The organism is Ruegeria sp. B10, from assembly GCF_056539825.1.
Genome location: NZ_JBQFVP010000011.1, coordinates 146,123 through 168,964 on the forward strand (window position 1 = coordinate 146,123; position 22,842 = coordinate 168,964).

General features: G+C 59.5%; 27 protein-coding genes. 10 read left to right on the forward strand and 17 right to left on the reverse strand.

Going from position 1 to position 22,842, the window contains the following annotated elements:
• Nucleotides 1-52: 52 nt before the first annotated feature.
• From flhA to ACR0J4_RS16395, 4 genes are read left to right on the forward strand one after another with little or no spacing between them, the layout of a single operon-like run.
• A complete protein-coding gene (gene flhA / locus ACR0J4_RS16380) occupies nucleotides 53-2,080 on the forward strand; it encodes a flagellar biosynthesis protein FlhA (protein WP_480668743.1) in 2,028 nt (675 codons plus the stop codon).
• Nucleotides 2,077-2,850, forward strand: a complete 774-nt coding sequence (locus ACR0J4_RS16385) for a flagellar biosynthetic protein FliR (RefSeq protein WP_170643528.1) — start codon at nucleotides 2,077-2,079, stop codon at nucleotides 2,848-2,850. Before flhA ends, ACR0J4_RS16385 begins: the two co-directional genes overlap by 4 nt.
• On the forward strand, nucleotides 2,847-3,932 hold the full coding sequence (gene flhB, locus ACR0J4_RS16390) for a flagellar type III secretion system protein FlhB (protein ID WP_170747399.1): 1,086 nt from the start codon (nucleotides 2,847-2,849) through the stop codon (nucleotides 3,930-3,932). The genes ACR0J4_RS16385 and flhB overlap by 4 nt, the downstream gene beginning before the upstream one ends.
• On the forward strand, nucleotides 3,929-4,309 hold the full coding sequence (locus tag ACR0J4_RS16395) for a hypothetical protein (protein WP_170379944.1): 381 nt from the start codon (nucleotides 3,929-3,931) through the stop codon (nucleotides 4,307-4,309). The genes flhB and ACR0J4_RS16395 overlap by 4 nt, the downstream gene beginning before the upstream one ends.
• A gap of 5 nt (nucleotides 4,310-4,314) precedes the next feature.
• On the opposite strand, the gene ACR0J4_RS16400 is transcribed toward ACR0J4_RS16395, so the two are convergent.
• Genes ACR0J4_RS16400 through ACR0J4_RS16440 form a run of 9 tightly spaced genes read right to left on the reverse strand, consistent with a single transcriptional unit; the run spans nucleotide 4,315 to nucleotide 8,868 of the window.
• Nucleotides 4,315-4,833, reverse strand: coding sequence for a flagellar basal body-associated protein FliL (locus ACR0J4_RS16400; RefSeq protein ID WP_170643526.1), 519 nt, complete (start codon nucleotides 4,831-4,833; stop codon nucleotides 4,315-4,317).
• Between the two features lie 9 nt (nucleotides 4,834-4,842).
• A complete protein-coding gene (gene flgH / locus ACR0J4_RS16405) occupies nucleotides 4,843-5,574 on the reverse strand; it encodes a flagellar basal body L-ring protein FlgH (protein ID WP_170643525.1) in 732 nt (243 codons plus the stop codon).
• Nucleotides 5,574-5,990, reverse strand: coding sequence for a flagellar basal body P-ring formation chaperone FlgA (flgA, locus tag ACR0J4_RS16410; protein WP_170643524.1), 417 nt, complete (start codon nucleotides 5,988-5,990; stop codon nucleotides 5,574-5,576). The genes flgH and flgA overlap by 1 nt, the downstream gene beginning before the upstream one ends.
• Nucleotides 5,990-6,775, reverse strand: a complete 786-nt coding sequence (gene flgG, locus ACR0J4_RS16415) for a flagellar basal-body rod protein FlgG (RefSeq protein WP_170470935.1) — start codon at nucleotides 6,773-6,775, stop codon at nucleotides 5,990-5,992. Before flgG ends, flgA begins: the two co-directional genes overlap by 1 nt.
• Nucleotides 6,776-6,790: 15 nt before the next feature.
• Nucleotides 6,791-7,501, reverse strand: coding sequence for a flagellar hook-basal body complex protein (locus ACR0J4_RS16420; protein WP_170550378.1), 711 nt, complete (start codon nucleotides 7,499-7,501; stop codon nucleotides 6,791-6,793).
• Nucleotides 7,501-7,773 (reverse strand): flagellar biosynthetic protein FliQ, encoded by a 273-nt coding sequence (locus tag ACR0J4_RS16425; protein WP_170550381.1) that lies wholly within the window; start codon nucleotides 7,771-7,773, stop codon nucleotides 7,501-7,503. Before ACR0J4_RS16425 ends, ACR0J4_RS16420 begins: the two co-directional genes overlap by 1 nt.
• Nucleotides 7,774-7,776: 3 nt before the next feature.
• On the reverse strand, nucleotides 7,777-8,067 hold the full coding sequence (gene fliE, locus ACR0J4_RS16430; RefSeq protein WP_170463000.1) for a flagellar hook-basal body complex protein FliE: 291 nt from the start codon (nucleotides 8,065-8,067) through the stop codon (nucleotides 7,777-7,779).
• Nucleotides 8,068-8,079: 12 nt separating this feature from the next.
• Nucleotides 8,080-8,466: a flagellar basal body rod protein FlgC gene (gene flgC / locus ACR0J4_RS16435; protein ID WP_170479807.1), complete on the reverse strand. Its 387-nt coding sequence runs from the start codon at nucleotides 8,464-8,466 to the stop codon at nucleotides 8,080-8,082.
• A 12-nt stretch (nucleotides 8,467-8,478) separates the two neighbouring features.
• Nucleotides 8,479-8,868, reverse strand: a complete 390-nt coding sequence (locus ACR0J4_RS16440; protein WP_170643523.1) for a FlgB family protein — start codon at nucleotides 8,866-8,868, stop codon at nucleotides 8,479-8,481.
• A gap of 87 nt (nucleotides 8,869-8,955) precedes the next feature.
• Between ACR0J4_RS16440 and ACR0J4_RS16445 the strand changes: the two genes are divergently transcribed.
• From ACR0J4_RS16445 to ACR0J4_RS16470, 6 genes are all read left to right on the forward strand, one after another.
• Entirely contained in the window at nucleotides 8,956-10,293 is a 1,338-nt protein-coding gene (locus ACR0J4_RS16445; protein ID WP_170643522.1) for a FliI/YscN family ATPase, read from the forward strand.
• Between the two features lie 87 nt (nucleotides 10,294-10,380).
• Nucleotides 10,381-11,220 carry a flagellar motor protein MotB gene (locus ACR0J4_RS16450; RefSeq protein WP_170643521.1) on the forward strand — a complete coding sequence of 280 codons (840 nt, stop codon included), beginning with the start codon at nucleotides 10,381-10,383 and terminating at the stop codon, nucleotides 11,218-11,220.
• Nucleotides 11,221-11,311: 91 nt separating this feature from the next.
• Nucleotides 11,312-12,607 carry a flagellar hook-basal body complex protein gene (locus ACR0J4_RS16455; protein ID WP_170643520.1) on the forward strand — a complete coding sequence of 432 codons (1,296 nt, stop codon included), beginning with the start codon at nucleotides 11,312-11,314 and terminating at the stop codon, nucleotides 12,605-12,607.
• A 27-nt stretch (nucleotides 12,608-12,634) separates the two neighbouring features.
• Nucleotides 12,635-14,086 carry a flagellar hook-associated protein FlgK gene (flgK, locus tag ACR0J4_RS16460; protein WP_170643519.1) on the forward strand — a complete coding sequence of 484 codons (1,452 nt, stop codon included), beginning with the start codon at nucleotides 12,635-12,637 and terminating at the stop codon, nucleotides 14,084-14,086.
• A gap of 2 nt (nucleotides 14,087-14,088) precedes the next feature.
• Nucleotides 14,089-15,096: a flagellin gene (locus ACR0J4_RS16465; protein ID WP_170643518.1), complete on the forward strand. Its 1,008-nt coding sequence runs from the start codon at nucleotides 14,089-14,091 to the stop codon at nucleotides 15,094-15,096.
• A complete protein-coding gene (locus tag ACR0J4_RS16470; RefSeq protein ID WP_170643517.1) occupies nucleotides 15,093-16,187 on the forward strand; it encodes a flagellar basal body P-ring protein FlgI in 1,095 nt (364 codons plus the stop codon). Before ACR0J4_RS16465 ends, ACR0J4_RS16470 begins: the two co-directional genes overlap by 4 nt.
• Nucleotides 16,188-16,211: 24 nt before the next feature.
• On the opposite strand, the gene ACR0J4_RS16475 is transcribed toward ACR0J4_RS16470, so the two are convergent.
• From ACR0J4_RS16475 to ACR0J4_RS16510, 8 genes are read right to left on the reverse strand one after another with little or no spacing between them, the layout of a single operon-like run.
• Entirely contained in the window at nucleotides 16,212-16,856 is a 645-nt protein-coding gene (locus ACR0J4_RS16475) for a DUF1523 family protein (protein WP_170479828.1), read from the reverse strand.
• A 10-nt stretch (nucleotides 16,857-16,866) separates the two neighbouring features.
• Nucleotides 16,867-17,133, reverse strand: coding sequence for a hypothetical protein (locus ACR0J4_RS16480; protein WP_170379920.1), 267 nt, complete (start codon nucleotides 17,131-17,133; stop codon nucleotides 16,867-16,869).
• Nucleotide 17,134: 1 nt separating this feature from the next.
• Nucleotides 17,135-18,472 (reverse strand): DUF6638 family protein, encoded by a 1,338-nt coding sequence (locus ACR0J4_RS16485; RefSeq protein WP_170643516.1) that lies wholly within the window; start codon nucleotides 18,470-18,472, stop codon nucleotides 17,135-17,137.
• A complete protein-coding gene (locus ACR0J4_RS16490) occupies nucleotides 18,469-19,221 on the reverse strand; it encodes a hypothetical protein (protein ID WP_170643515.1) in 753 nt (250 codons plus the stop codon). Before ACR0J4_RS16490 ends, ACR0J4_RS16485 begins: the two co-directional genes overlap by 4 nt.
• Nucleotides 19,221-19,349, reverse strand: a complete 129-nt coding sequence (locus tag ACR0J4_RS16495) for a hypothetical protein (RefSeq protein ID WP_480668741.1) — start codon at nucleotides 19,347-19,349, stop codon at nucleotides 19,221-19,223. The genes ACR0J4_RS16490 and ACR0J4_RS16495 overlap by 1 nt, the downstream gene beginning before the upstream one ends.
• Before the next feature lie 17 nt (nucleotides 19,350-19,366).
• Nucleotides 19,367-19,657: a hypothetical protein gene (locus ACR0J4_RS16500; protein WP_170643514.1), complete on the reverse strand. Its 291-nt coding sequence runs from the start codon at nucleotides 19,655-19,657 to the stop codon at nucleotides 19,367-19,369.
• The gene (locus ACR0J4_RS16505; protein ID WP_170643513.1) at nucleotides 19,657-21,588 is read right to left on the reverse strand and encodes an ATP-binding protein; all 1,932 of its coding nucleotides are present in this window, start codon (nucleotides 21,586-21,588) and stop codon (nucleotides 19,657-19,659) included. Before ACR0J4_RS16505 ends, ACR0J4_RS16500 begins: the two co-directional genes overlap by 1 nt.
• Nucleotides 21,589-21,646: 58 nt before the next feature.
• Complete coding sequence (locus ACR0J4_RS16510) at nucleotides 21,647-22,765, reverse strand: hypothetical protein (protein WP_170643512.1); 1,119 nt, start codon at nucleotides 22,763-22,765, stop codon at nucleotides 21,647-21,649.
• Nucleotides 22,766-22,842: the final 77 nt, after the last annotated feature.

A 22,842-nucleotide genomic window follows, 5' to 3' on the forward strand; every position in this document is an offset into this window, starting at 1 on the left:
CATAAACGCCCGATCCCTGTTCTCGCCCACCGTCCTTTTGGCACTGGCGCTGATGACCGTCATCGTGATGATGATCCTGCCGATGCCTGCCTGGGTACTGGATGTGGGGCTGGCCGCGTCCTTCGCGCTGGCTATTTTGATTTTCACCCTGACCCTTTTCATCGAACGCCCGCTGGATTTCTCATCCTTCCCGACGATCCTGCTGGCTTCGCTGATGCTGCGGCTGTCGCTGAACGTCTCATCGACCAAACTGATCATCGGTCAGGGCCATACCGGGCCAAATGCGGCGGGTAATGTCATCGAAGGCTTCGCCAACTTCGTGATGGGCGGCAGTATCTTTCTGGGCCTCGTGGTGTTCTGCGTGCTGCTGATCGTGAATTTCATGGTGATCACCAAAGGCGCCGCGCGGATGGCCGAGGTCGGCGCGCGTTTTGCTCTGGACGGAATGCCGGGCAAACAGCTGGCCATCGACAGCGATATGTCCGCCGGGGCCATCGACCACCAACAAGCCAAAGAGCGGCGCGAACGCGAACAGCAGGAGACGACCTTTTTCGGCTCACTCGACGGTGCGTCGAAATTCGTCAAAGGCGATGCGGTTGCCGGGCTGCTGATCACGCTGTTGAACCTTGTGATGGGGCTGGTCATGGGCGTGATCGTGCATGGCATGCCGGTCACATCTGCCTTTGAAACCTACGCCATTCTGACCGTGGGCGATGGTCTGGTTTCGCAAATTCCAGCGGTGATCATCTCGATCGCTTCGGCGCTATTGCTGGCGCGCGGCGGTACGCAGGGCGCGACCGACAACGCCATCTTCTCGCAACTGGGTAAGCACCCGGCCGCGCTGGGCACGGTGGCTGTGTTGATGGTTCTATTTGCCCTCGTCCCCGGCCTGCCCTTCCTGCCGTTCATGCTAGGCGCGGGCGTGTTGGGATACGCAGCCTACAGCGTCCATCAAAAGCAGAGGGCCGAGGCACTTCACGCCCAGACACAAGCACCCGAGACGGAAACCCCTGTTTCGCAAGCGATCGGAGATATTCTGGATCTGGACGACGTGCATCTGGAATTCGCGCCCGACCTTATCAGCATGGTGCTGAACCCCGGAACCGGGCTGGACGCTCGCATCGCAAATATGCGGACCTATGTGGCTTCGACCTTTGGCCTCATCCTGCCCGAGATTCGCTTGACCGACCGCGCCGATCTGCCCACTGGCACCTATGTCATCAAAGTGCAGGGCGTCGAACAGGCGCGCGGCGTGCTGAACCCCGATCTGGTGTTGGCGCTGGTGCAGGACGGGCATGAGTTTCTTCCCGACGGCAATGACGTAACTGAGCCTGTCTACGGTGCCCCCGCACGTTGGATTCTACCAAAAGATCAAGAGGATGCCGCCCTTAACGGCGCCACCATCGTTTCACCGCCCGAGATTCTGGCAACCCATTTGCTGGAGATCATAAAACAGAACTTCTCGCGCCTACTGACATTGAAATCCCTGCGTCGTCTGTTGTCGGAAATGACTCGCCTCAGCGATCCCGTCCGGGCTGAAGCAAACCGCAAGCTGCTTGATGAGTTGATCCCCGACAAGGTGCCGATCGACACGCTGCACGCGGTTCTAAGGCTGCTGTTGGACGAGCGTGTTTCGATCCGCAACATGGCCCTGATCCTTGAAAGCGTGGCCGAAGCGCGGCTGACCACGACCCAGCCCGAAGGCATTTGCGAGTTGGTCCGCCAACGGCTGGGCTTTCAGCTGGTGGCCGAAATGAAACGTGAGGATGGCTCGATCCCATTGATCCAACTGGCACCCGAATGGGAAGATACGTTTGCCAGCTACCAGATCGACGGCCCCGCCGCCGGGCTGGACGTGGCGTTGCCCCCCAACCTCTTCAACAAGCTGGCCGATGGTGTGGTGGACAGCGTAGCACAATCCGCCGATCACGGGTTGTTTCCGGCCGTTGTGACCTCGACCCGCCGGCGTCGCCTGTTGCGCTCGATCATGCAGGCGCGCGGGGTTTCCAATCCGGTCCTCTCCTTCGAAGAAATCGGGCTCGAGGCACGCCCCGCCCTGGTTGGAACCGTACCCGCATGATCGCCCTGCCGCCCGAGCTGCTGGGGCAACTCGGCACGGGGCTGTGGCATGTTTTTGCCGTTTTTTTGAGGGTGTCCGCGTTGGTCACCCTCTTGCCCGCTTTTGGCGAACGCAGCATCCCGGTCCGGGTCAAGCTTGCGGTCGCTGTGGCCTTTACCCTGATCGTGCTGCCAGCGGTGCCCTCCCCGCAATCCAATCCGGGCCTGCTGCCAATGGCGCGCCTGGTCGGCACCGAAGTTCTGATCGGCATGGTTCTAGGCATCGGGCTGCGCCTGTTTGTTCTGGCCCTGCAGACCGCCGGGTCCATTGCGGCGCAATCAACCTCGCTGTCCCAGCTTCTGGGAGGCGCGGCCGCCGACCCGGCCCCTGCCTTGGGAATGTTTCTGACCTTGGCCGGACTTGCCCTTGCGGTGCTGATGGGGCTGCACATCCGAATTGCCGAGTTTCTGATCCACAGCTACGCGATGTTTCCGATGGGGCGGGCCCTCTCTGCCCCTGACTTATCACAATGGGGCGTCAGGCAAGTCGCCCACAGCTTTGGGTTGGCCTTTGCGCTGGCCACTCCGTTCGTGATCGCCTCATTGATCTACAACCTCGCCCTCGGGGTCATCAACAGGGCGATGCCGCAGCTGATGGTTGCCTTTGTCGGCGCCCCGGCGATCACCTTTGCCGGGCTGTTCCTGCTATTTGCCGGGGCACCCCTGATCCTATCCGACTGGGCGGATGCGTTGTTCTCATTCACCCTAAATCCGCTGGAATCCGGTCGATGAGCACCGATGACGACAGTGACAAGTCCTTTGACCCGACGCCGCAGAAGCTGCAGAAAGCGCGCGAAAAAGGTGAGGTTGCAAAGTCCAACGATCTGTCCGTCGTTGCCGCCTATACCGGGTTGCTGATCGCGCTGCTGACGGTCGGAAAGTTTACAGTCGATCAGATGGGCACATTGTTTGTGGTTCTGATCGACCAGTCGGATGACATCGCGCAGCTTGTTACTTTAGGGCCTGCAACAGCACCGGTCGCCGGAATGCTGAAGGGCGCACTTTTGCCGGTGGCCCTTCTGTTTGCACTTCCCACGGCGGCGGTTCTGCTGAGCCTCATCGCCCAGCGCGCATTGATTTTTGCACCCACCAAGTTGCAACCCAAACTCTCGCGGATCTCGCTCCTTTACAACGCCAAGAACAAGTTCGGGCCGGGCGGGCTGTTCGAATTCGCCAAGAGCTTTGCCAAACTGGTGATCTACGGCACCTGTCTGGCCCTGTTCCTCAAGGCCAACCTGACCGAGATCGTTTCCGCCAGCGCAGCTCCGGCCCACAGCTCGATCTTGCTGATGATGAACCTGCTGTTTCGCTTTCTGTTCATCGTAATCGCCATCGCGCTTGCGATCGGGGTCGTCGACTACGTTTGGCAATATGCCGAACACATGCGCAAGAACCGGATGTCACGCAAGGAAATCCAGGATGAGACCAAGGACGCCGAAGGCGACCCGCATGTCAAACAACAGCGCCGCGCGCGGGCGCAGGAGATAGCGACCAATCCGATGATGGCCGATGTGCCGAAAGCCGACGTCGTGATCGTGAACCCGACCCACTATGCAGTCGCTTTGAAATGGTCCCGGGCGGCGGGGGCGGCCCCCGTCTGTGTAGCCAAGGGTGTCGACGAGGTAGCCACCGCGATCCGGTCGGCTGCGGGAGAGGCGGGCGTTCCCATCCATTCGGACCCGCCAACGGCGCGCGCTATTCACGCGACCGTCGAGATCGGGCAGGAGATCGCCGAAGAACACTATCGCCCGGTCGCTGCTGCGATCCGTTTTGCCGAAGCCATGCGAAAGCGCGCGAAAGGACAGATTGGATGAAACGCCACGAACTGCCCGCCCTGAAATCGGTCACCGAAGCGGTCTATCAAAGCGAATATCAAAAGCTGCGCCCCGTGTTGGAGGCCGAAGCGCGTGTGCAGGCTCAGTTGGCGCGTCTGGACGCACAGGTCGTGCAAACCCGTCAGGACAGTGCGGCGACCGATGGGTATCAGATCACCGGAACCGATGTTTTGTGGAATGGGTGGGAGGCCGCGACACGGCGGCAATTGAACATGGAATTGGCGCGATGCCGGGCGCAGAAACTTGCAGCCATGCAGCAACTGCGTCAGGCCTTTGGGCGCAAACAAGCCGTTGAACGTTTGAATGACACCCTCAAGGCCGAACAGAAACGCGCGCGGTCACGGCCCAAACCGTAACGGCCTCAGGTATCCTGGCGGCTGACACTCATGATCAGGACCTTGGAGACATCGTCACCCAGATCCTTCTTCGCCACCTCAAGCAGAGATTTTCGCAAGGTGCTGAGGTTGTCGGAATGCGTGAAAGCACCGTCGAACCCTCCGGTATTGGCGTGATCGAACAACACTTGCAGAAAACCGTCCCGCAGCTTTGGCTCGATCGCATAGAAGGTTTCGGTGATGGCCGAGTTTGCCTCAAGGCTCAGGGACATGGTGACGAGGGCTGAGATCTCCTTATCCTCCACGATCGGCACAACAAATTGCTTGGTGAGCTTCAGGTATTCAAAGCCTCCACCTTCACCCTTTTTCCCCTTGTCTTTGTCATTGCTCTTGGACTTGGCGGGTTTTGCCTTTGTTTCCTTTTCAACCTTTTCAGTCCCCTCGGCTTCTTTCTTCGTTTCACCGGACCCAAGGAAGGTCCCGGCGCCGATGCCGGCACCCGTGCCAACGACCAGAAAAATCACGGGGAGCAGTTTCTTGATCATAAGAGCCCCTTAGAACGGCAAAAGGGTATCGAGGATCTGCTGGCCGTAGCGCGGCTGTTGCACATCCGTGATCTGCCCGCGACCACCATAGGACACACGCGCCGAGGCGATCTTGTCATAGGTGATCTCATTCTTGCGCGAGATGTCCTGCGGGCGCACGTAGCCTGCCACCAGCAGCTCTCGCAGTTCGAAATTCACGCGCAGTTCTTGCGCGCCCGAGATCGACAGAACTCCGTTCGGCAGCACGTCAATCACCGTCGCGGCCACGCGCAGGGTCAGTTTCTCATTCCGTCGCACCGATCCGCGACCGGAACTTGAGGCCTCAGATTCGATCCCGACGGCCTCATCGAACGAAGCCCCTTCGGGCAGTTTGTCTTGTGCCCTTTGCGGCAATCCGAATAGGTTCGGCACTGACAGATTTTCAGATCCTGACCGCGACCTGTTGGTGTTGTTGGAGATCTCAGCCTCTTCGTCCAGCTCAATCACGACGGTCAGGATATCGCCTTTCTTGATGGCCCTCTGGTCACCAAGCAGCGATTGCTGCCCCCCACTCCAAAGCGACGACCGATCCACCGTTCGCTGCGGTTGAGTATGCAAGGGCAGGCCGGGCCACAGCATCGCCACCTGTTCCGGCGAATCTTCGGTCGGGGTGAAGCTGGGCGGTTTGCCCAGGTGATCCAACCGCCCGCAGGCAGAAATCGTAAGTACCGCAAGAAGAAGGGGTTTTGACAATCCAGACATCATTTTACCTCGATTTGACCATCAGACCGTATCCGGCCCGTCACTGTTGTCCGCGAGGACAGGTTCATAACGCGAATTCGGTCCCCCACCGCGCCCCGGCCCAGCGCGCGGCCTTCGGTTGTGATCGACAGCGGTTGGCTGCTGAACAACAGAACGACCAGATCATTGCGATCCACAAGCGCGGGCGGACCGACATCCGCCGCGCGAATGGGGCGGCCAGGATAAAGCGCGACACGGGCCTCCTGCCCGATCAGTGCATTCGGATCGGTCACAGCCCCCGGCAGGTCGCGCGGCTTTGTCTCAAGATCCGCATGCGAGATGATCTCTTTCGCGCGGATCGTCCGGGTCGGCACCACAATCTCGGCAAGGGCCCCAACCGGCGCCATCAGGGTCAGGCCAAGCAATAACACTCGCATCAGCGCACCTGCGTCGTTGCGCTCATCATCTGATCGACGGCGGTGATGACCTTGGCGTTCATTTCATAGCCCCGCTGGGCCTCGATCAGTTCCGTCACCTCGCGCACAGCATCGACCGAGCTGTCCTCAAGATACCCTTGCCGCAACGTGCCCAATCCGTCCTCTCCCGGTACGCCCTGTACCGGTGCGCCGGAAGCCTCGGTCTCTTTGAACAGGTTGCTGCCAATGGCCTCCAGACCCTTGGCGTTTGAGAAACTGGTCAAGGTGAACTCGCCCAATCGTTGGCCTTCGGGGGCATCGTCGAAATAGGCATAGACCTCACCCGACGCGTTGATCGAAATGGACCGAGCGTCATCTGGGATTGTGATCTCGGGTGAGACGGCGAACCCGTCCGATGTCACGATCAGCCCTTCGGCCGAGCGTTTCAGACTACCATCGCGCGTAAAGGCGGCCTGACCGTTGGGCAGCGTCACCTCAAGATAGCCGCGCCCTTCAATGGCCACGTCCAGATCATTGCCCGTGGCCGACACGGCCCCTTGTGCCAGCTGCACTGTCACAGCGGCCGGGCGAACGCCCAGACCCAACTGAATACCCGTTGGTAGCACCGTCCCATCGGACGCATTGACCGCCCCGGCCCGCGCCATCTGTTGGTAGTGCAGATCCGCGAACTCAGCCCGGCGCGCGTTGTATCCGGTGGTGTTCATATTCGCGAGGTTGTTCGAGATCGTCTCGACCCGCATTTGCTGCGCGGTCATACCCGTCGCCGCGATTTTCAATGCCCGCATGGGATGTCTCCTTTCTTAGCGCATCAGCGCCTTGAGCGCGCCGCGTACCCGTTCATGTTCGGTTTCGAGGAAGCTCTGCCCCAGTTCGTAGGCGCGCTGGATTTCGATCAACCGGGTCACCTGAGCGATGGCGTTGACATTCGAACCTTCGAGAAAACGGTGCAGGACAACCGGCTCATCAATGGGGTCAATATTGCCGGCCGTGCTGAACCGCGTATTGCCCTCGCGCACCAGATCCTTAAGGTCTTCGACGCGGTAGACCCCGATCTGACCCAGCAATTGCCCCTCGACACTGAGCGTCCCATCGCTGCCCACATCAATCGAGGCCGCATCCGGCGGGATGAAAACCGGCGAGCCATTGCTGTCCAACACCCGCGCGCCGTCCTGGGCGACCAAGTCGCCCTCGGCATTGGGTGAGAAGCTACCTGCGCGAGTCAGACGGTTGCCTTCGGGTGTTTCCACCATGAAGAAGCCGTCGCCTTCGATGGCAAAGTCGAACTGCCCTCCGGTTTCGGTCAGGACCCCTTGCTGGTGGGAGGTATTGCGCGCCTCGGCCCGGCTCATGGACAGGGACGGATTACCCGGCATGTCACGGACGAACTCCGAGAACACCAGCCCCTGCGCGCGATAGCCGGTGGTGTTGGCATTGGCGATGTTATTCGCCACCAGCCGCATTTCATTCATCAGCCCGGATTGGCGGGACAAGGTGACATAGGCGGTATCCATCAGCGACCTCCTGCGATCAGCGGAACCAGGGTTCCCGTGAAAAACGTGACAAGTGTCTGGGTCATGAACCCCATCGAAATCCAGAACACGACAACGATGGCGATCAGTTTGGGCACGAAGGTCAGCGTCATCTCCTGCACCGAGGTGAGGGCCTGAAACAGGCCCACGATCAGGCCCGAGATCAGCGCCACCGTTAGGATCGGGACCGAGGTGATCACCGCGACCCAAAGCGCCTGGCGGACGATGTCGTAGAAAAGACCTTCGTTCAGCATGGCTCAGACCGGCATTCTCAGGATTTCCTGATAGGCCTCGACCACCTTGTTGCGAACGATCACGGCCGTTTCGACCGCAAGTTCAGTCTGAGCCAGAGCCTGCACCAGCGCATGCGGATCCGCTTGCCCGGTCATCGCGGCCTGCGACATCTGCTCGCTTTGCTTGAGGGTTGTGGCAAAGTCCTGAAACGTTGAACGCAGGCCTTGCGCCATGCCTTCATGGTCAGGATTGGCCTGCGTTGCAGGGCGGGCCACCGTGTAGTTCTGTGCGGCGGTCAGGGAACGGATATCCATTCTGGCTCTCCTTTATTTTCTAAGCAATTCCATAAGGGACGACGACATCTGCCGCGTCTGATCGAACATCTTGAGGTTGGCCTCATAGCTGCGCTGCGCCTCACGCGCGTCGGCGATCTCGATCATCAGATCGACATTCGAGCCGAGGTAGTGCCCGCTTTCATCCGCGAGCGGGTGGCTCGGGTCGTGAATGCGCGACAGGTCGCGGCGATCCAATTGCACGCGGCCCGCCTGCACCATCGCCTTGCCATCCTGCTGGACGGTCTCAAAAGGGACGGTTTTACGCCGGTATCCGGGCGTATCCGCGTTCGAGATATTCTCGGACACGTGCCGCAAACGGGCCGCCTGTGCGCGCAAAGCACTGGCCGAGGCGGATAGGGAGTGGGAAAAATCGCTCATATCAAACGCTCCTTACCCACGGCCCAGACTGGTGCGCAGAATGCCAATGGACGAGTGATAGATCGCTAATGCGCGGTCATGCTGGCGCTTGACCTCAATCGCCTTCAGCATCTCACCTTCCAGCGACACGCCATTGCCATTGGGGTCGCCGTTCGGCTCAGCCTCAAACTCGGCCCAGCTTTGCCCGGCTGGGCTGCTGCCGTTCAGATGACCTTGCCGGGTGGCGGTCATTTCGGTCTTGGCCGAGGTGTTTTCGAATGCGGTTTTGAAGGCCTCGATATCGCGGGGCTGGTAGCCCGGCGTATCAGCGTTGGCCATGTTGCGCGCAATGACGGCCTGCCGTTGTCCGGCGTGGGTTGCCATTGCGTACGCTGTCTTAAAGACGTTCAGGTCGTAGAACATCGGGGCTTCTCCCTCGATCAATTTCAATCAAGGCTTAACCCCGATTCCTTTAGAAACCGTTTTCAGAACCCAGTTGGAGAACCCACAATGTCCGATCTCGATCCGATGCTTCTGAAATACGAATTCGACAGGCTGTCCGCGGTGCGCCATGTGGGCCTTGTGTCCGGCGTGGCGCATGGGGTGATCGAGGTCAGCGGCCTGACAGAACATGCGCGAATCGGTGACCTGTTGACGCTCCACCGCCGCGCGGGCCCCGATCTTGAGGGCGAAGTTCTGCATGTGGGGGCCGAGCATATCCACATGATTCCCGGCTCCGCGCCCGATGGCGTCAGCCTTGGCGACCGGGTGAGCCTGAAGGCCTCGCCCGAGTTTGCGCCGGGGATGCATTGGTTGGGTCGGGTCATTGACCCGTTTGGCCGCGCGCTGGACGGAAAACCGCTGTTGCCAGGGGCGCAGGCGCGGGACATTGTGCAACCTCTTCCGCCCGCCGTTGAGCGCAAACCTCTGGGTGAACGGATGGCAACGGGCCTGGCAGTGCTTAACACCATGCTGCCGATCGTGCAGGGCCAGCGCGTTGGCCTTTTCGCTGGTTCGGGCGTCGGGAAATCGACGCTGCTGGCGACTCTGGCCCGGTCGATGCAGGCGGATGCGGTTGTGGTGGCTCTGGTCGGGGAACGCGGGCGCGAAGTGAATGAATTCGTGGCCCATGCGCTGGGGCCCGAGGCGATGAAACGCGCTATTGTGGTGGCGGCGACCTCGGATCAGTCCGCTCTGGCCCGTCGTCGATGCGCGTGGTCGGCGATGTCGGTGGCCGAGTATCTGCGCGATCAGGGCCTCAACGTGTTGTTCCTGGCCGATTCGGTTACGCGTTTTGCCGAGGCGCATCGTGAAATTGCCGTGGCGATGGGGGAATCCCCCTCGCTGCGCGGGTTCCCTCCGTCAGTGACCCCTTTGATCGCCAATCTGTGTGAGCGCGCGGGTCCGGGCACACAGGCGCAGGGCGACATCACCGCTGTTTTCAGCGTTCTGGTCGCTGGCTCCGATATGGACGAACCCGTTGCGGATATCCTGCGCGGGGTTCTGGACGGCCATATCGTCCTGAGCCGCGACATCGCCGAGCGCGGGCGATTCCCCGCGATTGACCTCAGCCGATCGGTGTCGCGCAGCCTGCCTGCCGCCGCGACCGAGGCGCAGAACCAGATGATCTCGGAAACCCGCAAACTTGTGGGCAGCTACGAGCAATCCGAGGTGATGATCCGGGCCGGTCTCTATGCCGAGGGTTCGGACCCGTTACTGGATCAGGCCGTGCGTGTTCATGATGAACTGGACAGCTTCTTTGGCAAAACCGATCCGGAGGGTATTGAGAACAGCTTCAACCGGTTGTCTCTGATCCTGCGCAGGGCATCTGCGGGTTTGCCGCGATGAGGCGAAATCTGAAGCATTTTAAGTGTTAAGCCGCCCTTAAGACCTGCACTGCTACGCCTGTAACTGGGTGATAAAAAGGTGGTGGAGATGGGTGCGCAAACCAATGCGGCGCCAATCATCATCAAGAAGAAGCGTGTATCAGGTGGCGATGGCCATCACGGTGGCGCGTGGAAGGTCGCATATGCGGACTTCGTCACGGCCATGATGGCCTTCTTCATGTTGATGTGGCTGCTGAATGCAACGACCGAAAAACAACGCAAAGGGCTGGCGGATTACTTCTCGCCAACGATTCCGGTGAACCCGGTCTCGGGTGGGGGTGATGGGGCCTTTGGCGGCAACAACATGTTTTCCGAGAAAACGATGGTGATGGACGGATCGGGTGCAAGCGCCCGTTTCCCGACCGATGCCCGAAAGGCGCGCGGCTCCACCGGGGTGGATGCCGACGGCGCAGGCAAAGGAACGACCGAGGATTTTTCAACGCTCGAGGCGCAGCTTTTGGGGCGCACGGGCGAGAGTATGGTGTCGGACAAGGTGCTAAAGCACATCGTCACACGTGTCACCGACGAAGGGTTGGTGGTCGAACTATTCGACACCGAGGATCAGCCTCTGTTCGAATCGGGAACAGACAAGCCCACCACGATGATGCGCGCGCTTGCTCTGCTGGTGGCCCGATCATCGGATCTGGTGCGCAATGACGTCGCCGTCGAAGGGCATGTCAGCGCGTCTCCGGTGGTTCTGGCCGACAACCCGGCCTGGGATCTGTCCACCGCGCGCGCGCAGATTGTCCGGCAGCTTCTTGAGGATAAAGGCTTTTCAGAACACAGGCTTGACCGGGTGACCGGGCACGCGGACCGAGAGATGTCAAACAGTAATCCCATGGCCGTGCGCAACAACCGGATCGAGGTGATCTTTTTGCGAAATCGCTAAAGGATAGGTGGCATTTTACCTGTTAGCGCGCTGTTAAGGCCCAGCGCGTTACCTGTTGCATCAACGATTGACGCAACAGAAGGGCGTGCCAATGACCATTTCCTCTTCGCTGAATGCCGGTGTGGCGGCGTTGAAGGCCAATGCCAACAGGCTGGCTACGATTTCAGACAACATCGCCAACTCCTCAACCTACGGCTACAAGCGGGTGGAGACGGATTTTCATTCCATGGTCACCTCGGGCCAGGGGGGCAGCTATTCCGCTGGTGGTGTGCGCACCACAAGTCAGCGGCTGATTGATCAACGCGGCTCGCTGGTCACTACGAACAACTCGACCGATTTGGCCGTGCGCGGGCGGGGCATGCTGCCGGTGCGGCCAAGCTCGCAGATTGCGGGTGGCTCGAATGAGATGCTGCTGACCACCACCGGATCATTTCGCACAAATGATCAGGGCTATCTGGTCACCGAATCGGGTCTGGTGCTTCTGGGATGGCGCGCGAACCCGGATGGCTCGATCCCTGCTGTGCCACGGGATACGCCCGCGGCGCTTGAGCCCATTCAGCTGAGTGTGAACCAGCTGTCCGGTGCCCCAACAACACAGATGAACCTGCGCATGAACCTACCTGCGACCGCTACAGATGCGGGCGCGCCAGGTGATACACAGCCCCTGTCTGTTGAATATTTCGACAACCTTGGCAAATCCGAAAGCGTCGATATCGAGCTGGTGCCAACCGTCCCGGCAACAGGGTCGAGCAATGAATGGACCATGATCATGCGCGATTCAGCGTCGGGCGGGACGGTGATCGGCGAATACACTCTGACCTTCACTGACAGCCGGACCGCAGGCGGTACGCTTGCCACGGTCACTCCGGTAACAGGTGGCGCGTATGATCCGGTAACCGGAAGCGTGGTTGTGAACGTCGCGGGCGGCCCGATGGAGATCAATATCGGCCAGATCGGCGACGCGGATGGGATCACGCAATTGTCGGACACCTTCGCCCCCGTCTCGATCACGCGCGACGGGTCAGCGGTGGGAACGATGACCAGCGTTCAGGTCGATGAAAACGGATATGTCTACGCCTTCTACGACACCGGTGTCAGCCACCGCATGTTCCAGATCCCTCTAGCAGACGTCCCAAACCCCAACGGCCTGACCGCGCTGGATAGCCAAACCTATGCACCGTCGCGTGAGAGCGGCACGTTCTTCCTGTGGAATGCGGGTGAAGGCCCCACGGGTGACCTCGTATCCTTCGCGCGCGAGGAATCCACCACGGATGTCGCGACCGAGCTGACCTCGATGATCAAGACCCAGCGCGCCTATTCCTCAAGCGCCAAGGTGATCCAGACCGTCGATGAGATGCTGCAGGAAACCACCAATATCAAACGCTGACTTTGACACTCGGAAAGGACCCGTCGGATGAACCTGTCGACAGCTTTGAACAACGCCATGACCGGCCTGACCGCCACCAGCCGGGGTGCGTCGGTCGTTTCCGGAAACATCGCCAACGCCCTGACGTCCGGCTACGCGAAACGCTCATTGGAGCTGACCACCAGCCTGATTTCAGGCAATGGCGTCCGCACCGCAGGCATCATTCGGCATCAGGACCCGGTTCTGACGGCCAATCGCCGCGCCACCGACGCCGATCTGTCGCACCAATCTGCTGTGGCCGACTTTCACACTCAGCTTGAAAGAGTCGTGGGCAAGCCGGAGGACGCGGCATCGCTCTCCAATCGTCTGGCCGAGTTCGAAAGCAGCCTGATCACCGCCGCCAGTCTGCCTGACTCGGTCGAGCGGTTGGATCAAGTGGCCCGCAGTGGCAGCGACCTGGCCGCCAGTCTGAATCGGGCATCCGAAGGATTGCGCCAGTTGCGCTCGGACGCGGACCGGACGATCGGGTCGCAGATTGCAAGCCTGAACCAGACCCTCAAGGATATCGAGGATCTGAACGCCAGAATCCCCGCGATCCGAAACTCGGGCGGTGACATCAATGCCTTTCTGGATCAGCGGCAGGTTCTGATCGACCAAGTCAATGATCTGATTCCGGTCAATGTCGTCCCGCGCGACAATGACCGTGTTTCTCTCTACTCCGATGGCGGGCTGATCCTGCTTGAAGGCAAAGCGGCTGAGTTTTCCTTCACCACCACAGGCGACATTCAACCTCATATGACCGTTGGCAACAGCCTGCTGTCGGGGCTGGAGATGAACGGAAACCCGGTCCGGACCAGCGGTGATACCGCACAGATCCGCGGCGGGGCTCTGGCGGCCCAATTTGAAATCCGCGACCAGCTTGCGCCCGAGGTGCAAACCCAACTCGACACGGTTGCGCGTGATTTAGTGGAGCGGTTTGAAACACCCGGGTTGGATCCAACGGCCTTGGCCACCGATCCGGGTTTGTTCACGGACGGCGGAAACCGTCTGGATTTGACGATGCTGACCGGGATTGCCTCTCGCATCAGCCTCAACGCGGTCGTAAACCCGGATACCGGTGGCGACAGCTGGAGGCTGCGCGCAGGTCTCGGCGCTGCTGCCCCGAACGACCCTGGAGATTCGACTCAGCTGCAGACCTTCAGCGCCGTTCTGGTCGAAGCCCGCCCAGTCGCCGGGGCGATCTTTGGCACCGGAAACATGCGCGCCTCTGAGATCGCCGAGGCGATGATGTCGCGCGTCGGCGCAGATGCCCATGTTGCCGAACAACGCAAAACATTCGCCACCGGCGCCCAGAAGCAGATGCAACAGCTAGAGGCAGAACAGGGCGTTGATACCGATCAGGAACTGCAACAGCTGATGCAAATCGAACAGGCCTATGCGGCCAACGCGCGTCTCATCTCGGTCGTGGATGAGCTGATGGACACTCTATTGAGGCTATAAACATGACGCTGACATCCATAGGTGATCTTGCCCGAGGTCTGACCTTGCAGACCCGGTCCACCCAGATCAAGCAACAGATTGAAACCCTGTCGTATGAAATGTCGACCGGTAAGGTGCAGGACGTCTCAGGCCATCTGGGCGGGGACTATTCGCATCTCCTCGATTTGGACCGCAGCCTGACGCGTTTGGATGCGTTTGGCATCGCCACGTCCGAGGCCAAGCTGTTCTCGGACGCGATGCAGCAAAGCCTCGGCGTGTTCAGTGACTCGACAGGCGAGATGACGGCAACCTTGCTGGCCTTTGGCACGGCAAACCACGCTGCGACGCATGAGCAGGCCTCGGTCCAAGCCCGAAATGAGTTGGACACTATGATGTCCGCGCTGAACACCCGGATTGGCGGCCGCAGCCTGTTTTCGGGCACCGCGACAGATGTCTCGCCGCTGCGCTCGGCCGAGACCTTGCTGACCGCGCTTGAGGCTGAGTTGACGGGCTTGGTGACCGTGACCGATATTCGCAACGCAGCCGAGGCTTGGTTCAACGACCCCGCAGGTTTTGACGCAGTGATCTACCAAGGGTCGAACGCCGCACTGCCATCGATGCAGATTGCCGAGAATGAACGCATTACTCTCGATATCACAGCGACGGACCCTGCGCTGAAGGCGGCGATCAGGGATGTCGCTGTTGCCGCACTGGTTGCCGACAGTGCTTTGGCGGTGCCGAACGATCAGCGCACCGGGTTATTCAAGCAGTTGGGTGTTGCCCTGGCAAATGCGCAGGATGACACGGTCATTTTGCGGGCCGAGGTCGGTGCAGCAGAAGCGCGCGTCGAACAGGCGACAACGCGCAACGCCGCCGCGCGCACCAGTCTGGAATACACCCGCAACGCCTTGATCGAGGCCGATCCTTTTGAAACGGCCACCAAGCTTCAGACCGCGCAATTCCAATTGGAAAGCCTCTATTCCGTCACCGTTCGCAATGCGAACCTCTCACTGGTGAATTTCCTGAGATGAGGGTTCTTGTTTTTCTTCTGGCTCTGATGCCCAGCCTTGCGTTCGCCGGCGCAATCCGTCTGAAAGATCTGGTTGATTTCGATGGGGTGCGCGGCAACGATCTGGTCGGCTATGGCCTTGTCGTAGGCCTGAATGGAACCGGTGACGGGTTGCGGAATTCACCCTTCACCGAAGAGATCATGTCCAACATCCTCGAACGGTTAGGAGTGAACGTGAATGGCGAGGATTTTCGCCCCAAGAATGTCGCCGCCGTCCTTGTGACAGCCAGCCTTCCCCCGTTTTCACGGGTCGGAGGGCAAATCGACGTCACAGTCTCGGCCATCGGGGATTCAAGTAGCCTGTTGGGCGGCACGCTGATCATGACCCCGCTGAACGCGGCGGACGGGCAGATCTACGCTGTTGCCCAAGGCACAGTGCTGGCAGGCGGGGCATCGGCTGAGGGCGAGGCCGCGACCGTCGTCCGGGGCGTTCCGACCTCGGGCGTGATCCCATCCGGCGCGCGGGTCGAGCGCGAGATCGACTTTGACTTGTCTACACTGACTCAAATGCGGCTGGCCCTGCGTGAGCCTGATTTTACAACAGCGGGCCGGATCGAAACGGCCATCAACCGCGAATTCAACCGCGCCGTGGCCATTATGCGCGATTCCGGAACTGTTGAGCTGAACATCGCGGCAACTCAGTCCGTGTCGACAGCGCACGCAATCGGTCGGATCGAAAATATTCTGGTTGTGCCTGAAACCAAGGCCCGTGTTGTGGTGGATCAGCGCTCGGGCACGATTGTCATGGGGCAAGAGGTTCGGATCTCTCGGGTCGCGGTTTCCCAAGGCAACCTGACTTTGACGGTGGAAGAGGCTCCGATCGCCGTACAACCCAACCCGTTCGCTGACGGAGAGACCGTCGTGGTGCCTAGAACCTTCGCCGGCATCGAAGAAGAGGAAGGCACCGGTCTGGCCGAAATCCCAGAAGCCACCACCCTTTCTGAGGTCGTGGCAGGGCTGAATGCCCTGGGGGTTTCGCCGCGCGACATGATCGACATTTTGAAAACGATCAAAGCCGCGGGCGCCCTGCATGCCGAATTCATCGTACGATAGAGGCCCCCTTCACGGGCCGGGCCTCTATTTTGATTTCCAACTATCCAGCCAACGGCGGAACCGACTGCGCCGTTCATCTATGGCGTCGCCTGCGGCATAGATCCCATCTTCCATCGACTCGAGCATCGGGTCGATCCGCGCCTGACGGAACCGGCGCCAGCGCACCCAAAGCGCCCAGACAATGGCAGCAAAGACCGTAAGGAAGACAATGTTGAACCACGGGATGATCCGCACATCCGGGCCCTCGACCGGTTTGATAAAGACGGCGTTGGGAAAGATCGACATAAACTCATTGCGCCAGCCATAATGTGTTACAACAACCCAGTCGGGGTTGTTCTTGTCCGAGATCGCGTCATTGGCCTCGGTGTACAGATTGGCGGTGTCGAACTTGAAATAGAACGGCCAGCCCCAGCCGGTATCCTCATTCCGATAGACGATGGGCTTCCCGTTAGCACGGACGGCCTGGATAAACTGCACGTCGCGGTTCGACAGGCTGGCGGACTGATCTTCGGGCTCGGACCAGAAAATACGTGTCCAGTCGTTCAGGTCTTGCCGTTCTTCATAGGTGTTGACGATGCGCACGACATCATGTTGCGGCAGCGAATATTGCAGGATCACAGCGACGGTGCCCCAGAAGATGATGATAAACGCCCATTTCACATAGGCCATGCCGTAACCCTCACATATAATTCACGATGTAGATCAATGCGCCGATTGCCACCCAAGGGACAATATACACCGCCAGGATCAGTTTGCGCCGGAACGAATTGTCGTAGACGTGCAGCCCGCGTTCCACAAAGGCCTCTTTATTTCCCTGTTTGCCCTTCTCGTCCCACCACGTCTCAAGCTTGCGGCGGCGGACGCCGCGCGAATAAAGCGACAGCGCGAAGTAAGCAATTGTCTGCAGAACCAGCAGGACCAGAAACAGGCGCATCGCTCCGAACATATCAACTCCTCCCGACTGCACCCCAAGGTCCGACCCGCTCGATGATTGTATCGCTGACACGATCTTCTCCGCTCATGTCCGGTTCATGACCGAACAGAGCCGCACGGGCACCGGATTTATCCACTTGATACTCGCGGGCCAGAAACTCGGCAACATAGGCCTTTTTGGCCTCGGGCCACGTGGCATAGGTTTTGTAGAACAGCTCTTTGTGACAAATGAACATCTGGCGAGGATCAAGCGGAGCCAGTTCGGACAGCAACATATTCACCAAATCGCGGTACGGCGTATCCGCGGCGCGCAACGTGTAGAAATACGCCGGATGGTCCGAGGTGATCCGCGGCCAAGGCCCCCCATCCGTCGCCCAGCGCAAGAGTTGGGCGAGACCGTGATATGCCTCGGGCAAGCGATCCGAGTGGTTTCGCGCCAAACGCCTCATATCGCGGCGATCCAGCCCCATCAGATCAACATCAGCATCTGCGGCGGCGGCAACGGTCAGGAAATCCATCTTTTGCTGAAGGATCGCCGCCGCATCCACGCCGCGCGCCTTCACGATGGGTTCCACCAGATCGTTATAGTCGAGGAATTTAGCAATCTGGTTCCGTTGAGACGGGTCAAACGTATATTTGATTTTCAGATCATCAGGCTTTTCGCCCACGCAAATCGCCGCCGGGTGATCCATGTCTGGGAACAGGTACAGCCCGCCGAAATGCGCCGTCCAGAAATTACGCTGTTCAAATGCCGTGTGGCGGAGGTGGACCGGGTTGCGGGTGACGTCGCCGGTTTCTTTCGCCGTTTCGATCATCTTGGCGATCAGCACATCATCGAACCAGGCATCTTCGGCGGTTTTGAACTGTTCGACCATGCTCGCCAGTTGCTCGGCCTTGCGCAGGGTGCCGCCTGCTGTGTCGGCCTCAATCTCGATCTTGCGCAGGTTCAGCAGATCATTGGGCGTGGTGAGTTTGAAGACCGAGTTCACCAGCTCTCCGGCCACCGCATCTGTGGCGGTCAGAGCGAACAGCTGCGCCTCGTTCATCTCGATAAACTCACGCAGAATATCGCGCGAGGTCGAGAATTTGACGTTCAGCAAAGGCGCGCGTTTCTGCTCGGTCGTCAGCAGGATGAACTGCCGGTTGACCCCATTGGGGTTGAGGTAGAGCGGGTCGTCCAGTTCAATCCCCACCTCCGGCGAATAGCCCGAGATATCAACATGGAAATCCGTAAGCGCTGTGGTCTTGCCTGCCAGATGCAGCAACGCGCGGTTATACCGCTCGACCAGAGCCGGGCTGGAGATGTGGACGAGGTTGCCGAACATCAGGCCTTTTTCGATGAGGCGGATCATGATTGGCCTCGTCGCCAATTACGCTGTTGTCGATCACCCATTTCTTGGACTGCTGCTTCCACCAAACGGATTTTCGACATGTTCGCATCACGCAACATTTCTTCAGCTTCAGCCTCGCCGTGGACAAGTTGGTTCCGGATTTGCTGAACTTGAAGAAAGGTCAGTAGCACATCGGCTGACAACTCGCCTTCTTGTCCCAAAGCTTCAATGTTGGCGATAGCAGTGCGACGCGCACCATTCGGAGCCCATTGTGCAAGAGTTCGCTCAATATTCATCCAAGCTTCGAAAAATTCTCCTATAAGCCTTGTACTGGAATCGCTGGGTACATCTAAATCCAATCCTACACCGAATAGCGCCTCGAAAAGCTTTTCACAAAGCTCTGCATAAACCTCCAGATTGCGGCGCTCTACTGTTAACCCATTCCCTTGATGGTAGAGTTCGTTGCGAAGCCTATGGAACCATTCGAATTCACCAAGGTTTAAGCCGAGTATTCTGTCTTGCGCATGCTGCTCAATGCCATCCAGAAGGCTTGGAAAATTCTTACAAAACTCGTCACGCTCTTTGCGTGTTAAATCTAATCCTGTTACCCGCCTCGGCAAAGTTAGATAGGTCTGCATAATCAGTTCGGCGGCGTTATCTATCAGAATCATCGCAATACGGCGTTTGGCGTCAGACTGCTCTGATACCAACAGTATTCCGTGTTGTAGCAATTCGGCAGGACCTGCAGCCCAAAGTGGTTTTCCCACCATTAGCCCTTCCCCTCGAAACACCACTGCTCGGCCTCTTCCATCCGACCCATCTCACGCACGGCGTTCTCGATGGCGACTTCGTCGCTCTTGTCGGGATGGCGGAACTCATCGTCGAGTTGGGTTTTCATCTTGCGTGACACCTGTTTCATCCCACCCTCTTGAAACGCCAAACAACCACAACCGCCAGCACCAACAAGGGCAATGCGAACGCCCGCCCTGTGATCTGCAAGTTGAACCCGAGGTACGACACCACGCTGCCCTCAAACAGGATCAGGGACTCTTCCCATGAGGTGCCCTCGAACCCGCTGCTCGCGTTGACACCGAACTGGGTCAAGAACAGCACCGCTACAGCGGCCAGAAATCCAACCACGCCCCAACGCAGAGGCAGGATCAGGCCCAATACAAGCGCAAAACCGGAAATCGCGTAGACGAGCATTATCCCTTCCCCTCCAGAAACCGTCGCTTGGCCTCTTCCATCCGGCCCATCTCACGCACCGCGTTCTCGATGGCGACCTCGTCGCTCTTGTCGGCATAGCGGAATTCGCTGTCGGCGTAGCGGTTGATTTCCTGCATCACCATCTCGACCGTGATCGGCTGGCGCAGGTCCTCGATCATGGCCTTCTTGGTGTCGTAGTCACGGAACAGGAACAGATCGGGGTTTTCCATCCACTCATCGGGCAGTTCGAAGTCCATCGCGCGGACCTTAACCGCGTCGGTGATGTTCTTGATCGCGCGGCCGGTGAAGCGCTCATCCGCTTGCTGGATCGCCTTGAGATAGGTGCCGAGCTTGGCGATCGTGTCCATCTGGCCGATCTCGCCCGAGACCCGGTCATAGACCTGCATCAAGGCGTCCTCATGCGGGCGGGAGTGGCTTTCGAAACTGGCGGCAACGGCCTTCTTGATCTCCTGCGCGGCATAGGCTTCGTGTTCGCCTAGCGGGATGTCATGGTTGCGGCCCATTAGCAGGTGCAGGATGTCGATGTAGTCTTCGCGCGTCTGCGGCCCGTCCACCAGGAACCGGGCGCCCGCCCGCTGGCGCAGGGCGTCGTCCACATTCTCGGGGTAATTGGAGAACATACCGAACGTACAATTGCCGCGCACAACGGTGTTGGCGCCGGCAAAACTCTCCATCAGCACGGCGGTGATTTCCAGCTGCCCGGCCGACGACTGCCGGTCGCCGCGTTTACCCGCCAGCTGGTCGATATCGTCAATGGTGCCAAATCCGATGACCGAGGGGTCGATGATCGTGTTGATGAACGCCTTGGCGTTCTGGCCGGATTTGCCCTGATAGCTGTCGATATTGTCTGTGCTCAGGTTCTGATAGCGGAACGGATAGCCCGCGTTCTGGCAGTAGTCGTTGATCAGCCCGGCCATCATCTGGATCAGGGTGGTCTTGCCGGTGCCCGGTTTGCCGTCGCCCATAAAGGTAAAGATGAACCCGCCGAGTTCGGCGAAGGGGTTCAGGCGGCGGTCGAAGTCGTAGGCCATCAGCATCTTGGCCAACTTCATCGCCTGATACTTGGCGATATGGTTGCCGACCACCTCGTTCGGTTTCTTGAACGTCATGGTCAGGGTGGTTGATTTGGCCTTCGAGGCCGGCTCAAACCCCCGGATCGTCAGGTCGTCGGCCTCGATATGCCAGGCCGCGTTCTGGAACGGGGCCAGATGGCCAGCGGACCCTACGCGCAGGGCGACCTTGTCCATCAGCTGCTCGGCATAGGCGCTAATGGCGGCGATCAGATGTGCGTCGTCAGGGGCGTGTTTGGTCAGCACCTGGTCCAGCTCCCACAAGGCACCGTGCAGGGCCAGCTGGCCGTTGTCGGTCAAAACCTCTTCGATCTCGCCCAGATCAACGGTGGTTTCGCCCAGATGGGACGACATCAGATACGCCAGCGCGTTGCCCAGCACATGAGAGGTGATCAGTGCCTCAGCCGTCAGCAACTCCGAAAACTCGGTCTTGCGCGCAACGGGCAAATCCCCCGCCAGATTGGCCCGCTTCAAATCGGCCAACGGCGTCTGCTCCGCATATGCCTCGGCCACGGCCAGAGCGATAGCAATCGTGCGCCGAATGGCCTGCTGCGCGGTGGCCTGAGGGGGCGAGACCAGCGTGTCGCCATCATCCGACGCCTCGATCCGCTCAACCAGATGCACCCCATCCGCCCGCGTAGTGCGGCGTGTTACCAGCCCGGGCGTCGTGGATCGAAACCGCCGCCCCGTCGACACCCCCGATGACCGCTCAACCGCCACGTCAACCGGTTTCGCAATCCGCGGCGCGTGTTCGAACCCGTTCAACAAGGCCGTCGCCGCCGGGTAATGCTTGCGAATATCGTCTTCCCGCAATTCCATCTGATCTGATGTCAAACTCATCTCAAAAACCGCCCATTCTTCTTCTGTTCAAAAATACCTCCGCCGGAGGCAAAAAAATCTAATAGCGCAGCACCTGCCCCGATTTGCTGACTACGAATTTGCGCACATCGGCAAAGCCCGGCGGGTTGCGCTCGGCCAGTACCTGAAACGGACGCTGGGGCAGGATGATCGAACGCTGGGTGCGCGTCGCCCCGGTCTCGGCCCCCTGCCCGCCGAAGGGGTCCAGCGCGAAGACCTCGCGCTCGACGGTCGAGAACCATCCGGCGCGCTCCTCTATCACCTCTTCGCTTTCCAGTTCCTCTGTGGTCCAGGCCAGCGCCCAGTCCTGACCTTGCGGAGCTTGCGCGTCCTCAAGCACCTGCCGCAAGGGGCCGGACTGCTCGGTAAAGGCCGAGGAATACATCGGCCCAACATGGATGCGGCGCAGGTGTTTGGGATGCAGATCGTTGAAATCCTGATCGAAGCCCTTGGCAATCGTCACCAGTTTCAACCCGCCTAAGGATTGCGCCATCAGATGTGCCTGCACCTCGGGCCAGCGGCGTTGGTCTTTGGGCAGAGCTGTCTTACCGCTATCCTCCAACTGCATCAGGTAGATGACCGGCAGATTGATCTGGCTGTCATAGACCGCCCAATGGATCATGAACTTGCGCCGTTCACCCTCATTCCCGATCCAGTGGCATTCGGGATCGTTGCGCGCCCAGAACAGCTGACCTTTCAGCAATTCCTCGTAATAGAGCCTTTGGGACAGAGCGAATTGCAGCTTGGTCGGGATTTCCTGGTCGCCGATGATCGTTCGCACCATGTCGGTTTTCAGATCATCTTCCGAGGGCATATTCGCCAGATGCACCTGAGCCTGCTGCGCGTCATTGGCCATGGTCAGCAACTCGGCCGCCACCGGAAAGCCGCTGTCGCGCTTGTCCATGGCGAGGCTGCCGAAGAACCGCCCCGTATCGCGCCCGACCAGCAGGTATTTCATGCTGAGCGCACGGAAGGTGTAGAGCAACCCCGAGAGGTAGCGCGACACGATCCGCACCTCTTGCTTACTGATCGCGCCCTCAGCCTCCATCGTCGCGGCCACGCGCAGGAGGTGGACGGTGATCACCTCGAATTTGCGGAAATACCGGCGCGAGGCGAAGGTGTCGGTCAGGCCGACATGGTCTTGGGTCGGGTTATTCATTTAGCTTATCGACCAATAGAAGGAATACCTCGAATGCCAACCAAAGTGCGCCCCAGACTGCGAACACGGCTGAAACT

Coding starts and splice junctions, on each gene's coding strand:
- flhA (WP_480668743.1), top strand. CDS start 53: ATGACCGTCATCGTGATGATGATCCTGCCGATGCCTGCCTGGGTACTG.
- ACR0J4_RS16465 (WP_170643518.1), top strand. CDS start 14,089: ATGACGCTGACATCCATAGGTGATCTTGCCCGAGGTCTGACCTTGCAG.
- ACR0J4_RS16385 (WP_170643528.1), top strand. CDS start 2,077: ATGATCGCCCTGCCGCCCGAGCTGCTGGGGCAACTCGGCACGGGGCTG.
- ACR0J4_RS16395 (WP_170379944.1), top strand. CDS start 3,929: ATGAAACGCCACGAACTGCCCGCCCTGAAATCGGTCACCGAAGCGGTC.
- ACR0J4_RS16420 (WP_170550378.1), bottom strand. CDS start 7,501: ATGGATACCGCCTATGTCACCTTGTCCCGCCAATCCGGGCTGATGAAT.
- flgG (WP_170470935.1), bottom strand. CDS start 6,775: ATGCGGGCATTGAAAATCGCGGCGACGGGTATGACCGCGCAGCAAATG.
- ACR0J4_RS16425 (WP_170550381.1), bottom strand. CDS start 7,773: ATGCTGAACGAAGGTCTTTTCTACGACATCGTCCGCCAGGCGCTTTGG.
- ACR0J4_RS16455 (WP_170643520.1), top strand. CDS start 11,312: ATGACCATTTCCTCTTCGCTGAATGCCGGTGTGGCGGCGTTGAAGGCC.
- flgK (WP_170643519.1), top strand. CDS start 12,635: ATGAACCTGTCGACAGCTTTGAACAACGCCATGACCGGCCTGACCGCC.
- ACR0J4_RS16495 (WP_480668741.1), bottom strand. CDS start 19,349: ATGAAAACCCAACTCGACGATGAGTTCCGCCATCCCGACAAGAGCGAC.
- ACR0J4_RS16450 (WP_170643521.1), top strand. CDS start 10,381: ATGGGTGCGCAAACCAATGCGGCGCCAATCATCATCAAGAAGAAGCGT.
- ACR0J4_RS16470 (WP_170643517.1), top strand. CDS start 15,093: ATGAGGGTTCTTGTTTTTCTTCTGGCTCTGATGCCCAGCCTTGCGTTC.
- ACR0J4_RS16480 (WP_170379920.1), bottom strand. CDS start 17,133: ATGTTCGGAGCGATGCGCCTGTTTCTGGTCCTGCTGGTTCTGCAGACA.
- ACR0J4_RS16400 (WP_170643526.1), bottom strand. CDS start 4,833: ATGATCAAGAAACTGCTCCCCGTGATTTTTCTGGTCGTTGGCACGGGT.
- ACR0J4_RS16445 (WP_170643522.1), top strand. CDS start 8,956: ATGTCCGATCTCGATCCGATGCTTCTGAAATACGAATTCGACAGGCTG.
- flgC (WP_170479807.1), bottom strand. CDS start 8,466: ATGAGCGATTTTTCCCACTCCCTATCCGCCTCGGCCAGTGCTTTGCGC.
- ACR0J4_RS16505 (WP_170643513.1), bottom strand. CDS start 21,588: ATGAGTTTGACATCAGATCAGATGGAATTGCGGGAAGACGATATTCGC.
- ACR0J4_RS16500 (WP_170643514.1), bottom strand. CDS start 19,657: ATGCTCGTCTACGCGATTTCCGGTTTTGCGCTTGTATTGGGCCTGATC.
- ACR0J4_RS16440 (WP_170643523.1), bottom strand. CDS start 8,868: ATGTTCTACGACCTGAACGTCTTTAAGACAGCGTACGCAATGGCAACC.
- flhB (WP_170747399.1), top strand. CDS start 2,847: ATGAGCACCGATGACGACAGTGACAAGTCCTTTGACCCGACGCCGCAG.
- flgH (WP_170643525.1), bottom strand. CDS start 5,574: ATGTCTGGATTGTCAAAACCCCTTCTTCTTGCGGTACTTACGATTTCT.
- ACR0J4_RS16475 (WP_170479828.1), bottom strand. CDS start 16,856: ATGGCCTATGTGAAATGGGCGTTTATCATCATCTTCTGGGGCACCGTC.
- flgA (WP_170643524.1), bottom strand. CDS start 5,990: ATGCGAGTGTTATTGCTTGGCCTGACCCTGATGGCGCCGGTTGGGGCC.
- ACR0J4_RS16490 (WP_170643515.1), bottom strand. CDS start 19,221: ATGGTGGGAAAACCACTTTGGGCTGCAGGTCCTGCCGAATTGCTACAA.
- ACR0J4_RS16510 (WP_170643512.1), bottom strand. CDS start 22,765: ATGAATAACCCGACCCAAGACCATGTCGGCCTGACCGACACCTTCGCC.
- ACR0J4_RS16485 (WP_170643516.1), bottom strand. CDS start 18,472: ATGATCCGCCTCATCGAAAAAGGCCTGATGTTCGGCAACCTCGTCCAC.
- fliE (WP_170463000.1), bottom strand. CDS start 8,067: ATGGATATCCGTTCCCTGACCGCCGCACAGAACTACACGGTGGCCCGC.